Origin of the sequence: Sorangium sp. So ce117, assembly GCF_051524395.1 — a bacterium.
GTDB lineage: Bacteria > Myxococcota_A > Polyangia > Polyangiales > Polyangiaceae > Sorangium > Sorangium cellulosum_B.
In genome coordinates, this window is the sequence record NZ_CP150309.1 from 2,316,754 (window position 1) to 2,329,937 (window position 13,184).

The window sequence follows — 13,184 nt, forward strand, 5'->3', positions numbered from 1 at the left end:
CATGCGCGTTCCGGAGATCCCCGAAGAGATGGCGTCGCCCCTGCGCGCCGGCGACCCGCCGGCGCAGGTCGCAGGGCGCCCGCTGATCCGGAAGAGCGCGCGTGTCCCACGCTTGCGCGCGCGGCTCGCCGACCACGACGCGGCCTCGCTCGCGGAGCTGCTCCGCCGGGCCGGCGGCACGGCGTCGGCGGCGCGCTCGGTCGCCGGCAAGGTGGTGCGCCACGCCTTCGGCGCCGAGCCGGGCGCGCCGGCGCCTGCGCTGGCCTGGGACGCGCGCGCGCTCGCCGCCCTGGGCGTGGGGGCCTGGGCGCACGAGGCGCTGCTCGCGCTCGATCCGGCGCCGTCTCTCGAGATCGCCGAGCGGGCGCCGGCGCAGGACGACACGCTCCGGCTCGTCCTGCGCGCGCACGACGGCGCGCTCATCGAGTCGGTGCTCATCCCCGGGCCCGCCCGCACCACGCTCTGCGTCTCGAGCCAGGTCGGCTGCGCCCGGGCCTGCTCGTTCTGCGAGACGGGGCGCCTCGGGCTCGAGCGCCAGCTCGCCTCCAGCGAGATCGTCGATCAGGTCCGGATCGCCCGGGCGCTCGCGGCCGAGCGCGGCGGCGCGCCCCTCAGGAACCTCGTCTTCATGGGGATGGGGGAGCCGTTCGATAACCTCGGCGAGGTGCTGAAGGCCATCCGGCTGCTCACCGATCCGCGGGCCTTCCGGTTCGCGCCGTCGCACGTCACCGTGAGCACCGTCGGGGTGGCGGACAAGATCGAGCCGTTCTTCCGCGAGGCGCGGGCGGAGCTCGCCGTCAGCCTCAACGCCCCGGACGACGCCCGCAGGCAGGCGATCATGCCCGTGAACGCGCGCTTCTCGATGGCGGCGCTGAAGGAGGCGATCGCGCTGGCGTTGCCGCAGGGGCGGCGCGTGCTCTTCGAGTACGTGCTCTTCGATCAGGTCAACGACGCCCCGGAGGACGCGGATCTGCTCGCGGCCTACGTCGCCGGGCTCCGGTGCAGGGTGAACGTCATCCCCTGCAACCCTGGCCCGGATCCGGCGCTGCGCCCGCCGTCCGCCGCGCGGCTCGACGCCTTCGTGGCGCGGCTGTCCGGCCATGGCGTGACGACGCTTGTGCGACGGCCGCGGGGGCGCGACGTGGGCGGCGCCTGCGGTCAGCTCGCGGGGATGGCCCGCGTCAGGCAGTCAGAGCCAGCGTGAGGGCGGCGCCGCGGGCGAGCGGGGCCCCGACGCGGAGCGCCCCGTGGCCCGCGGCGAACGTGCGGGCGATCTTCCCCGAACGCTGGTTCATCCCGGCGAGCACCGCGCGCTTGCCCGTCTCGCCGGTGTGCCCGAGCGTCGCGAGCAGGGAGAGCAGGTCGCTCCAGACCCGGTCGCGCCAGCGCCTCAGCAGGGACATCACGACGCTCGAGACGGCGCGCTCGACGTCCCGGCTGAAGGTCGCGATACGGGCGAGCGGGCAGCCATAACGAACGCGCAGGATCGCGAAGATCTCCGGCATCGCCGCCGCGAGAATTTCATTCACAAGGTCGTGGTCGTGACGGTAGCGGTCGAGAAGCCGGGCGTCCTGCGCCGCGCCGTGCTGGACGATGTTCCGGTAGAGCCCGAGGGCCAGGTCGTAGTTGATGTGCGCGTTGATGCCGAGCAGCCCGTGCACCGCCGCCGCCGCCCCGCCCGCGCCGGCGCACTGGAACGCGACGTCCCACGCCTCGACGCCCGTCGACCGCCCGTCGAGCGACGCCGCGAGGGCCGTCAGGTAGTACTCGCAGAAGATCCCCGCCAGGCGCGAGATCCACGCCGGCTCGAGGAACCGGCCATCCGAGCCATCGATCGCCTCTTTCACGCGGCGCGTGATCACGGCGTAAACGTCGGGGAACACCGCCCTCGGGTCGTTCCTCTTGCGCAGCCGCGCGGCGACCGTCTCCAGCGCGATCAGCGCCTCGGAGACGTTCGCAGGCGTCATCGTCACGCCCTGAAGGACGGGATGGCGCGCGGTGGACGCCGCGGGACGGGACGCAGCCAATGACCGCGTCTGCTTGCTCCTCATCGCCAGGGGTTGATCCGAAGTAAGGGTCTTCATGGCTGCGCTGAGCGGGCGAATTCAAGGATCGTGCCCGTATGTCCGGTCCGCAGTCGTACACAGCCACAGCATGTACGAGCGCACGCAGCGCGGAGCTCGAGCGCGCGATCGGCGCCTGCATGCCCGTTCGCCTGCTCTCCCTTCACGTCGGATTTCCCGTGAATACAGCGGAGGGCGCTCGCCCGCCGGTCCGGGGCGAGCGGGCGAGGTCTCGGTGGCGCCACGCGGCTACCAGCGGCGGGAACGTCGAGCGGCGGACCCGTCAGCATCGTGTCCGAACGCGGTGACAGCGCAGGCCGGCGCACCAAAGTGCCCCATGAGGCAGATTGTTACGCGCAGACGGATCTCCTCCAGGCAAAACAAGGGATCCCCTGACGCCGCACACACCTTGGTGACCTCGGTGCGGTGGTGTGTGCTGGAGCGCGCGGGCGTTTTCGGGTTTCGGCCGGCCGGGTGATGCGCCGTATCCTGGCGCGGAGCGCTCCGCGCCTGCGCGCAGCCATCAGCCATCGACGCCCGCCTGGCGGCCGCGAGGGCGGTTGCGCTCCTCCGCGGCTGCCCTTGCCGAGCACCATGAGCTTCCTCAAGATCGTCTGTTCCGAGCCCAGAAACGACCTCGCCTCCTTCCTCCAGTCGCTGCCGATCGAGCCCGCAAAGCCGGCCATCGCGCTCGTGATGGGCACCGCGGATCTCGCCTATCCGCTCGTGGCCGCGCGGACCTTCCTCGCGTCGGCGAGGGAGGTGGGCGCGTCGCACCTCCTCTGGGTGGCGCCGTACTTCCCTCCCTCGAGCCGGGTGGGGCAGCAGATCCGCGACGCTGAGGCGTCCGTGCGCGCCTCCGGCCAGGCGGTGACCACGGTCTGGCACGGACCTCTGCTGAGCGCGCTCAACCTGTGGCGCGAGGCCATCCGGCTCCGTCGCACGCTGCCGCTGCCGCTGGGCGGTGGCGTGTTGCCCTGGGTGGCGCCCGCGGACGTGGCCCGCAGGGCGATCCGCGCGCTCGAGCAGCCCGGCGCGCCGGCGCCCGTCGTCTGCGGCCCCGCCGCGTGCTCCGGCGCCGAGGTGGCGGCCGCGCTCTCCCGCGGCCTCCGCGCCGGCCTGACGAGCGAGCGCTTCGCCTGGCGCCGGTTCGAGGAGATCGACCGCGACCACAACCGCAAGCTCAGCGAGGATGAGCTCCTGCCGTACCTCACCGGCCTCGGGATGCGGGCCGACGAGGCGAAGGCGCTGCTCCTGGCCGCGGACACGACAGGGGACGGGACCGTCGACTTCGAGGAGTTCACCGCCGGGCTGCGGGGGCGGCTCGACAACCTGGTCCAGCAGCTGCTGCGCGAGGACTCGTTCGAGCTCCGGTACGTGGACACGCCGGCCGATCAGGCCGCGGCGACGCTCGTCCAGGCGGGCCTTCGGAAGGCGGCGGCCGAGGCGCTGATCGAGGGCTGGGCGAGCCTGGCCAGGGAGGGGATCCCCGCGGATGTCCGCGGGTCCGACGAGGCCTGGCTCGAGCTGCCGCCCGCGACCGTCGACGCCTGGGCCGAGCGGCACGCGCTCGATTTCGTCAACGTCCATCTGCTGCCCGGCCAGGGGCTGCTCTCCCGGCGCGAGGGGGTCGTCGAGAGCGGCGCCGCGATGGGCGCGCTGGCCGGCAAGGAGGCCGCGATCTCGAAGATCGTGGACGGCGCCGGCCGCATCCTGTCGCTCTCGCGCGCGCTCGACGGGAGCGGCGTCTCGGCGCGGTGGCTCGACGCGCCCACGGAGAGCCTCCGGTGGGTGCCGTGCGGGGATCGCGACAAGCGCCGCGCGCTGCTCCTGTCGAGCGGGCAGCTCACGGGGCTGCACGTCGAGGGGGAATGGAACGACCTCCCCTCGGCGATGCGGCTGCTCATGGCGCGCGGCCCGCTGCCCGGCTGGCAGCTCACGACGTTCCGGGAGCTCGGCGAGCTGAAGATCGACCAACCCGCGGCGCTGTTCGAGCCGAACGAGATCGTGTGCAACTGCGCCGGGGTCAAGCGCGGGCAGATCACGAGCCTCATCGAGGCCGGGTGCGCGACGCCCGCCGAGCTGTCGGAGCGGACGCGGGCGGGCCAGATCTGCGGCGGCTGCGCCCCGGCGGTCGCCGAGATGTTCGGCGGATCGAGCCTCCAGCAGGCCGAGGTGAAGGCCGCGCGGGAGCTCTCCCCCGGGATCTTCCAGATCACGCTCTCGCCGGTCGGCGGCGCGCCGGCGGCGTCGGTGCCCGGGCAGCACGTGCTCGTGCAGGGCTACCTCGATCGGCGCTGGGTGGCGCGCGCGTACACGCTCTCGGCGCCGGCGCGCGCCGGCGGCGACTACGAGATCACGGTGAAGCGCGAGGAGCTCGGGGTGTTCTCGCGGTGGCTGTGCGAGCGCGCCGCGGCCTCGCTGCTGCGCGCGTCGGCGCCGAAGGGCAGCTTCGTCCTCCCGGCGCCGCCCGTGGAGCGGGTGGTGTTCCTCGCGGGCGGCATCGGCGTCACGCCGGCCATGGCGATGCTGCGGGCGCTCGACGGCAGGGCCGGCGGCCCCGACGCGCGGGCCTTCCTCCTCGACTGGTCGGCGTCGCGCGCCGCAGATTTCGCCTATTTCGAGGAGGATCTGCGGGCGATCGCCGGCCGCACGCCCGGCGTCGCGTTCCGCTTGCGCGCGACGAAGGCGGAGGGGCGGCTGTCCAGGGAGCAGGTGGCCGAGCTGTATCCTTACCGGCCGGGATCGCAGGCGCTCGTGTGCGGTCCCGATGCCTTCATGCGCGACGCGCAGGAGCACCTGCGCGCGGTGGGCTGGCCTCCGGACGCCATCCAGCGGGAGCTGTTCAGCTCGAATGTCGACACCGCCGGCGAGGTCCGCCCGACGCCGCTCCGGCGCGCCGGCGCGGCGCGGGCGGCTGGCGGCGTGTGTCCGGTCGAGCACGGGTCGTTTCACGTGACCCCCACCGCGCCCGAGGCGGTGCCGACCGAGGCCGAGGCGTTCCTGCGCCAGTGCTACGCGGAGCTCGGGGTGCCCTCGGCGGTGGAGGAGCGCTGGCAGGAGGTGCGGGCGAGCCTGGAGAAGCACGGGACGTACACGCACCTGCCCGACGAGCTCGCCTATGGCGCTCGGCTCGCGTGGCGCAACAGCTCGCGCTGCATCGGGCGCTTCTTCTGGTCGACGCTCCACGTGCGCGATCTGCGCCACCTGAAGACGGAGGAGGAGATCTTCCAGGCGCTTGTCGAGCACCTCGATCTGGCGACCAACGGGGGCGACGTCCGGGCGACCATGACGGTGTTCAGGCCGGGTGAGCCGCGGATCCGCATCTGGAACGGCCAGCTGGTCCGCTATGCGGGCTACCGGCTCCCGGAGGGCGGCGTCCTCGGCGATCCGGGGAACGTGGAGCTGACGGACCAGGCGCTCGCGCTGGGCTGGCCGGGCGGGGAGCGGACGCGCTTCGATCTGCTGCCGCTGATCATCCAGATCGGCGACGGCCGGCCGAAGTGGTTCGAGATGCCGCGGGAGAAGGTGCTCGAGGTGCCGATCGAGCACCCGCGGTATGCGTGGTTCGCCGAGCTCGGGCTGAAGTGGCACGCGCTGCCGGCGGTCTCCAACCTGGCCCTCGATCTCGGCGGGATCCAGTACACGGCGGCGCCGTTCAACGGCTTTTACATGGGCACCGAGATCGGCGCGCGCAACCTGAGCGACGTGACGCGGTACGACCAGCTGCCGCTCATCGCGGATCGCCTCGGGCTGGACCGGACGCGCAGCGACACGCTGTGGCAGGACGCCGCGCTGGTCGAGCTGAACGTCGCGGTGCTGCACTCGTTCCGGCAGGCCAAGGTGCGGATGATGGACCACCACACGCTCTCGGAGTACTTCAAGAAGTTCGAGCAGCAGGAGCGGCAGTGCGAGCGCCCGGTGTATGCGGACTGGACGTGGATCGTCCCGCCGATGTCGGCGTCGACCATGGCGGTGTTCCACACCAACATGGAGAACAAGATCCTGAAGCCGAACTACCTGTATCAGGATGATCCGTGGAAGGAGCGGAAGGGGTAGCGGCGAAGGCGCATCCACGAGCGGACGCCGGGAGCTTGTCTGGTACCCGCCGTACGTCGTGGCCGTCGAGGAAGGGCGGAGCCCGGCGGGGGCCCCGCTTCCTCGTCGCTGAGGGAGCCCACCTCGCGGAGGGCGCCCTGCGCGGCGCGCGGCAAGGGCGCGCGTCAGCGGCCGCGGGAGCAGCGGAGCCGGCCGTTGTCGTTCTCGATGTCTCCTCTGCACCTCCTCCAGTCCACCATCCGTGTATTGTGGAAGTTGCCCCTCCGATCCTCGCAGCGGGCGAACAGCGTGCCTCGCTCCGTCCGGACGTTCCTGCACGTCTGGAGATAGGAGCCGCGTGGCGGACGACCCCTGTCCTGGGCTTGCGCCACATCGCTGCTGGACAACACGGCGGACAGCGAGAGCGCGCCGAGGATCAGCGCGCCGAGCGTATTCTTCATGGTTCCCCCCTTGGCACACCGCCCCGCAGAGCGATGCAGTTGAGGATTTTTTAGGGCGCGCGCCCCGGAGGCGCAATCCTGCTGGAACTGGGGACTTGAGCCAGAGCGTTCGAGCCGCAGAGACACCGCGGTTGCATAGGGGAGCGGAGAGCCGGAGCGCTGGTCTTTCTGTTCTCTCGAAGCGCTGATTCTCTGTGTCGCCATGGATCGAGCGCTCTGCGTCTTTCAGCGAATGTCGGCCTACTCCTGCTCTGGCTCGCGGGCGGCGCGCGCAGATGGCGCGTCTACCGCGCTGGCATGTGATATGGGGAGGTGGCCAGAAGGGGCACGGAATGACGACATCGCGCAGATCCTGGTCGGAGCCTGGCCTCCGCGCGCAGCTCATGGCGCTCATGGACACGGTGTTCCCCGGTCTGGCGCAGGTCATCGAGCGGGCGCGCGCGCTCGGCGCCCCCTGGGAGGACGTGACCACGCCGTTCGTCGCCTCGGTGGAGGGCGCGCCGGTGAGCCAGGTCAGCGTGCTGTGCCTCGCCATGGTGCTGGACGGGCGACCGACGGACGTGGGCTGCATCCACGCGGTCTGCACGCATCCGGCGCACCGCCGGCGGGGGCATTACGCGTCTGCCATGCGGGCGGCGCTCGCGTTCTGCGACGAGCGGTATCCGGCGGCGCTGCTCTGCACGGCGCAGCCGGAGCTCTACGAGCCGTTCGGCTTCCGGGTCGTCGACGAGCACAAGGTGGTCGCCGGGGCCGGGCCGCGGCTCGACCGGCGGCCGATGCGGCCTTTCCGGCTCGCTGATGAGGAGGATCGCGCGATCTTCCAGCGGCTCGCGTCGCGCCGCGCGCCTGCCTCGACGAAGCTGGGGGTCACCGGTCCGGCCGCGGTGTTCGTGGTCAACGAGCTGGATCGGCCGCTGTTCTACGCCGAGGATCTCGACGCCATCGTCTCCCTGGAGATCGCCGGCGACGTCCTGTGCCTTTACGATGTCGTGGCCCAGGAGCTGCCGCCGCTCGACGAGATCCTCCGCCGGCTGCCGGCGCCGGTGCGGCGCGTGGAGCTCTTCGCGTGCCCGGATGCGTTCGGCATGGCGGGGACGGCGGAGCCGCACGTCTCTGTGGACGGCGACGATGCCATCGGCGGCGCGGGCGCGTCGCGGCTCATGGTGCGAGGGGCCTTTCCGGAAGGGCCGCTGATGCTACCGCGGCCGTTCCGGTGCTGAGGTGCGCCGGCGGCGGCGCTCAGCGCAGGGCCTGCTCTGCGCTGGCCGCCGCGAGCGCCTGACCGAGCCACCGCTCCAGGGTCGCGAGATCGGCGCACGCTTCGATGCGCGCCGCATCCTCCGGGGAGAGCGCGAACTGCCGGTGCGCGAGCACGCGGCGTAGGGCCGCGCGCGCCTCGTCGAGGCGACCTTCGTCGACCAGACGCTGCTTCATCTTGGGATTGGCCGTGAGCAGGACTTCCAGGATGCGGTCCTGGCGCGCGTCGATCTCGGGATCGCCGGTCCTGGCGAACCGCCACAGGAGCTCCTCACGGGCCGTCGTCGACATGGGCAGGTACTTTAGCATGGACAGCACCCATTCAAGCGGACGGCGCGGCGCTACCCAGCGGGCGAACTCGTCGAGCGTTTGCCCGCTCGAAGTACGATGAAAGGTTCAATTGTCGAACTGAAACTGAGCTGTTTCCGTAATGCGCCTGGTAGGTGCGTCGCTGCCAGCATCTCGCCTTCAAGGGCCTCGCAGAACTGTTGAGATCATGTTATGAAGATGGGCGTGCGAGTCTTCTTCACGATCGCGATGTCCACTACGTCGGCTGCCGTTGGCCTTAGCAGCGCCGGTTGCGCGGACGAACACGTCCCTGCGTCAGGAAGCCAATCCGGCGGCGGCGGTGGGGTGGGTGGCAACGGTCTCGGTGGCAACGGCCCCGGTGGCAGCGGCCTCGGCGGCGGCGCGGAGGCGTCGTCCGCATCGAGCAGCGCAGAGGCGTCCAGCTCGGCCGGCGCCGGGGGAGGGGAGGAGGGACGGCTCGACAGGTTCGGGATAGCGATGCTGCGGCCCACGCTGCCTTCGGGCAAAGCGTGGTTCTCGACCTGGGACAACGGCGTCGCGCGCGCCTTTTCGGGGATCGACCCGGCCGATGCCTGGTTCGACGCCGACCACGGCGATGCGTCCTATGACACCGACGGCCAGGGCATTCTCAAGATCAGCGGCCGCGTCCCACGGATGTACGTGCACGACCCCGCGCTCGCCGACCCGTGGCGCGACGTCGAGGTCACGATGTATTTCCTGCGGGCCGCCGACGACGGGACGCCTTACGGCGGCCTCGTCGCCATGACGCGCACCAACCACGGCACGATCGGCGACGAGGACGTCAACAAATGCGACACGCGCGGGATCGCCGCCCGCATGCGCTACGACGGCAAGATCGATTTCGAGAAGGAGACGAATCACCCCGCCTCCTCGGCCATCCTCGGCAAGACGTACTGGGAAGGCGGCATGCCGGAGCAGGTATGGATCGGGTACAAGCAGCTCGTCTACGACCTGCCGAACGGCGATGTGAAGCAGGAGCTCTGGATCGACGAGACCGACGGCGCGAGCGGAGGCACCTGGGTGAAGATCCACGAGCACGTCGACAAGGGGACCGACTTCGGCGTGGGAGGCGAGCCCTGTCGGCCGGGCATCGATCCCGCAATGAAGCTCACGCGGGAGCCGACCCGGGAGGGCTCGGAGACCGGCAAGCCCAACATCAGCGTCTATTTCCGGAGCGACGGGGTGGGCTCCGACGGGCTCCTGTACAAGAAGGGCAGCGTCCGCGAGATCGTGCCCTGACGGCGCCCGCGCACGAACGCACGAGCGACGAGGGAGAGCGTGAGCGACCGGTTCCTGCGGGAGCGCCGGGGTGGCTAGGATATGCTCGGTGGCGGATGCCCAGCTCGTCGCCGAATCCCACCGGAACCCCGCTCGGGCAGGGCGCCCGCCTCGGTCCCTTCCGGCTCGTCCGGCAGCTCGGCAGCGGCGGGTTCGCGCCGGTCTGGCTCGCCGAGGAGATCTACGAAGGCAGGAAGCTCCGCGACGTCGCCATCAAGCTCTTCTTCGTACCCGAGCAGCTCGCGGGCTCCCCCGACGCGACGGCCGCGTGGCGAGACACGATTCTCGACGAGGCGCAGGCGCTCTGCCGGGTCGAGCACCCGAACGTCGTGCGGTTCTATTCGTTCCAGCGCGACGACGCCCTCGGCGTTGTCGGCCTGGTGATGGAGTATGTGGCCGGCACGAGCCTCGATGAGCTCTCTCGCGAGGCAGGCCGCCTCCCCGAGCGCGTCGTCCTCGAAGCGGCGTCCGCCGTCGCCTGGGCGCTCTCCGCGGTGCACACCGCCGGGCTCGTCCACCGGGACGTCAAGCCCGCCAACGTCGTCCGCGGGTCGGGCGTCTACAAGCTGATCGATTTCGGGATCTCCGGGGGAAACGCGCGGAGCTGGGTCGAGCGGGGGCTCGCCGCCCCCACCGGGCCGCCGCCCACCGTGGCGGTCGACGGATACTCCGGCACGGTGCTGGCCGAGGAGCCGGCGGGCGCGACCATGACCTTGAGCGTGCCCGCGGTCGCCGGCGGCGTCCGGGAGCTGGGCTCCGTGCTCGCGGGCACACCCGGCTACATCGCTCCGGAGTGTGCCGTCGGCCAGTCCGCCACGCCCGCCAGCGATCTCTACGCGCTCGGCGTCCTGATCTTCCGCCTGAGGACCGGCAGCCTCCCCGCCGAGCTCGAGCAGCGCAGCGGGGAGCCCGCGCACTGGCTCCTCGTGCCGCGGCGACCGGCTCCCCCGCTCGAGGCGCTCGTGCCCGATCCGACGACGGCGACCGGCCTCCTCTCTCGCCTCACGGCGACGCTGGTCGCCCTGGATCCTCAGAGCCGCCCGCGGCACGCCGATCAGGTCGCGCGCGAGCTCGATCGCATCCTCGCCGCGCTCGATCCCGAGCATGCCCCGCCAGGGAGCAAGGAAGGGTCGCAGCCGCCGCTTCGCGGGTCCGACCGGTCCGCGCGGCCGCCGCCCGAGGACCGCCCCGCGCGGCCCTCGCCGGAGGACCGCCCCGCGCGGCCGCCTCCTGACGGCCGGCCGCCGCTCCTCGGGCGGCGAGCCGAGCTCGACGCGATCGCGCGCGCTGCGCAGGCCGCGCAGGAGGGCCGCGTGCGCGGGATCGTGGTGGGCGGCCACCAGGGGATCGGTCGCAGCCGGCTGCTCGATGCGGCGGTCGAGCGCACCGGATGGGACCTGCGCCACGTCGTCCGGCTCCGGTGCCTGCCCGAGCGGCGGAGCCCGTTCTATCCGCTGCGCCGCGCCGCCGAGGAGCTCGGCGAGAGCGATCTCCCCGAGCTCCGCGCGCTCCCCGCGGCGCTGGAGCGGGCGCTGTCGCCGGCGCTGCTCCCCTCCGCGGACGAGGTAGCGCACACGGTCGAGTCCATCGAGGACGCGCTGCTGCGCGCGAGCGCCCGCGAGCCGCTGCTGCTCCTCGTCGACGATCTGCAGTGGGCCGACGCGGCGACGCTGGAGCTGATCAAGCTGCTCCTGCGGCGCGCCGCCGCGGAGGCGCAGGGCCGGCTGCTCGTGATGGCGGCCGCGCGCAGCGAGCCGAGCCGGCCGGCGCCCCTGCGCGCCCTGCTGGGCGAGGTGCGGGCGCGGGTGTGTCCCGGGGTGACCTACCTCGGCCTCGCGCCGCTCGACCCCGAGGCCGCCGCCGAGCTCGCGCAGGCGGTGGGCCGCGGCCTGCATCCAGAGGCCACGCAGGGCGGGGCCGCGGCGCTCGTTGCCCCGCTTGCCCCGCTCGCGCCCGCGCTGGAGCGGGCCGTGGTCGCGACGTCCGGAGGCGTGCCCTTCTACATCGTGCACGCGCTCATGGCGTGGCACGAGGGCGGCGCCCTGGCGCTTCGCGACGGGAGCCTCTGCGCCGCGGACGACCGGGCCCTGCGGGGGGAGGTCCCCGGCGTGGCCGATCTGCTCGAGGCGCGGGTGGCCTCGTTCGCCGCCGACAGCGCCGCCGAGCGCAGCGCCCTGCGGACCCTCGCCGCGGTGGCGCTCTGCGGCGGCGGGCTCGGCGTCGACGTGCTCCTGCGCGTCGTGGGGGACGACGAGCGCGCCGAGGCGGCGATCGAGGCGCTCGGCGGGGCGGGCGTGCTGACGGCCTCCGGCGACGCGCAGGAGTACAGCTTCCCGCAGGAGATGCTGCGGCAGGCGGCGCTCCGCCTGACGCAGCGGCGGCCATGGTTCCAGCGGCTGCACCGGGCGCTGCTCGACGCGCTCGCGGAGGGCGCGCAGGGGCGCGTGGACGCGGGGCTCCTCGGCGCGGGCTACGAGCGGCTCGGCGCCGTGGCCGAGGCGCGCCGCTGGCTCGGCCGCGCGATGGCCGAGGCGGCCGCCGCGGGGCTCTTCGAGGAGGCGGCGGCGTTCGCGGATCGGCTGGCCGCGCTCGCGGCGGATCCCGAGGCGCGCGCCGGCCTCGAGATCGACGCGGTCCGGGCGCTCATCCAGGGGCGGAAGCTCGAGGAGGCGAGCCGGCGGCTCGCGCGCCTCTCGGAGCACGCCGTCGTGGCGCGCGGCGGGCCGCTCGACGTGCGCCGGCGCATCCACCGCCTCGATGTGGCGCGCGGGCTCAGCGAGGCGGGGGCCGACGATCCGGGGCTGCTCGCCGACGCGGATGCGCTCGGCGAGGCCGCGCTCCGCTGCGAGGCGCGGATGGCGCTCGCGGGGGTCGCCGCCGGAGATCGCGCGATGGAGCTCGCGGGCGAGGCGGTGGAGCTCGCGGCGGGCGCGGGACCCGCGGCCGAGCTCGCGGCCCGCGTGCTCCGGTGCGAGCTGAACTACGCGCAGAACCGCCGCGATCACGAGCTGCTGGAGCGCGATCTCCAGCGCGCGCTCGCGATCGCGGCGCCGCTGGCCTCGGCGTGGCACAGGGTCCACATCGGGGGCGATCTCGCGGTGCTCGAGGCCGAGCTCGGGCGGACCGGCGTGGCGATCGACCGGCTGCGCAGGCTCGTCGCCGAGGCCGAGCAGCAGGGGATGCGGGGCCAGCTCCGGCTGCTCCTGCAGAACCTCTCCGCCTTCCTGATGCGCGAGGGGCGCGCCGCCGAGGCGGCGGAGGTCGCGCGGCGGACCGCGGAGCTCGCGGCGCAGGACGGCGACCCCGCGCTCCGCGCGGCGGCGCTCTCGCTCCTGGCGGCGGCGCTCGCGCGGGCGGGCCGCCCCGCCGCCGCGCTGGAGAGCGCGGATCAGGCCGAGCAGCTCCAGCGGGCGCGGGGGGACCGATACCACGCGCTGACGCTGCTCCGGCGCGCCGAGATTCACTGGGAGCTGGAGCGGGTGGGGGACGCCCTCGAGGACGCGGTGGAGGCCCGGCGCGTGGCCGAGGAGCACGGCGACGACAGCATCGCCGCAGGCGCGCGCCTCTGGGCGGCGCTGCGCCGCGCGCAGCTCGGCAAGCTCGAGGCGGAGCGCCGGCGGCTCGTCGGGGAGGTGCGCGCGTCGAGCCCGCGCGTCATCGGCCTATTGCGGGGCCTCCTGCCGGAGATGGCGGCGTGGCTCGACGAGGGGTGATCGCATAGCCGGCTTGGGCGTCATGGCCGGCTTGAGAAGGCATG

The 13,184-nt window shown here is 73.2% G+C and carries 8 protein-coding genes; 5 read left to right on the forward strand and 3 right to left on the reverse strand.

Going from position 1 to position 13,184, the window contains the following annotated elements; genetic code table 11:
• The first annotated feature begins 1 nt into the window (after position 1).
• A complete protein-coding gene (gene rlmN, locus WMF46_RS08710) occupies positions 2–1,204 on the forward strand; it encodes a 23S rRNA (adenine(2503)-C(2))-methyltransferase RlmN (protein WP_437985198.1) in 1,203 nt (400 codons plus the stop codon).
• Here the strand turns inward: rlmN and WMF46_RS08715 are convergent.
• Entirely contained in the window at positions 1,182–1,967 is a 786-nt protein-coding gene (locus tag WMF46_RS08715; RefSeq protein WP_437985199.1) for a DUF5995 family protein, read from the reverse strand. The genes rlmN and WMF46_RS08715 overlap by 23 nt on opposite strands.
• A gap of 690 nt (positions 1,968–2,657) precedes the next feature.
• Between WMF46_RS08715 and WMF46_RS08720 the strand changes: the two genes are divergently transcribed.
• Complete coding sequence (locus tag WMF46_RS08720; protein ID WP_437985200.1) at positions 2,658–6,122, forward strand: nitric oxide synthase oxygenase; 3,465 nt, start codon at positions 2,658–2,660, stop codon at positions 6,120–6,122.
• Positions 6,123–6,286: 164 nt separating this feature from the next.
• On the opposite strand, the gene WMF46_RS08725 is transcribed toward WMF46_RS08720, so the two are convergent.
• Complete coding sequence (locus tag WMF46_RS08725) at positions 6,287–6,562, reverse strand: hypothetical protein (RefSeq protein ID WP_437550980.1); 276 nt, start codon at positions 6,560–6,562, stop codon at positions 6,287–6,289.
• Between the two features lie 332 nt (positions 6,563–6,894).
• On the opposite strand from WMF46_RS08725, the gene WMF46_RS08730 reads away from it, so the two are divergent.
• Positions 6,895–7,782 carry a GNAT family N-acetyltransferase gene (locus WMF46_RS08730; protein WP_437985201.1) on the forward strand — a complete coding sequence of 296 codons (888 nt, stop codon included), beginning with the start codon at positions 6,895–6,897 and terminating at the stop codon, positions 7,780–7,782.
• Positions 7,783–7,801: 19 nt separating this feature from the next.
• Here WMF46_RS08730 and WMF46_RS08735 read toward each other — a convergent pair whose 3' ends face one another.
• Positions 7,802–8,128 carry a hypothetical protein gene (locus tag WMF46_RS08735; protein ID WP_437987872.1) on the reverse strand — a complete coding sequence of 109 codons (327 nt, stop codon included), beginning with the start codon at positions 8,126–8,128 and terminating at the stop codon, positions 7,802–7,804.
• Between the two features lie 324 nt (positions 8,129–8,452).
• Between WMF46_RS08735 and WMF46_RS08740 the strand changes: the two genes are divergently transcribed.
• The gene (locus tag WMF46_RS08740) at positions 8,453–9,388 is read left to right on the forward strand and encodes a hypothetical protein (RefSeq protein WP_437985202.1); all 936 of its coding nucleotides are present in this window, start codon (positions 8,453–8,455) and stop codon (positions 9,386–9,388) included.
• A gap of 95 nt (positions 9,389–9,483) precedes the next feature.
• Positions 9,484–13,140: a serine/threonine-protein kinase gene (locus tag WMF46_RS08745; protein WP_437985203.1), complete on the forward strand. Its 3,657-nt coding sequence runs from the start codon at positions 9,484–9,486 to the stop codon at positions 13,138–13,140.
• Positions 13,141–13,184 lie beyond the last annotated feature (44 nt).

Excerpts from the sequence above, each read along its gene's own strand:
- rlmN (WP_437985198.1), top strand. The coding sequence starts at position 2 with ATGCGCGTTCCGGAGATCCCCGAAGAGATGGCGTCGCCCCTGCGCGCC.
- WMF46_RS08715 (WP_437985199.1), bottom strand. The coding sequence starts at position 1,967 with ATGACGCCTGCGAACGTCTCCGAGGCGCTGATCGCGCTGGAGACGGTC.
- WMF46_RS08720 (WP_437985200.1), top strand. The coding sequence starts at position 2,658 with ATGAGCTTCCTCAAGATCGTCTGTTCCGAGCCCAGAAACGACCTCGCC.
- WMF46_RS08725 (WP_437550980.1), bottom strand. The coding sequence starts at position 6,562 with ATGAAGAATACGCTCGGCGCGCTGATCCTCGGCGCGCTCTCGCTGTCC.
- WMF46_RS08730 (WP_437985201.1), top strand. The coding sequence starts at position 6,895 with ATGACGACATCGCGCAGATCCTGGTCGGAGCCTGGCCTCCGCGCGCAG.
- WMF46_RS08735 (WP_437987872.1), bottom strand. The coding sequence starts at position 8,128 with ATGCTAAAGTACCTGCCCATGTCGACGACGGCCCGTGAGGAGCTCCTG.
- WMF46_RS08745 (WP_437985203.1), top strand. The coding sequence starts at position 9,484 with ATGCCCAGCTCGTCGCCGAATCCCACCGGAACCCCGCTCGGGCAGGGC.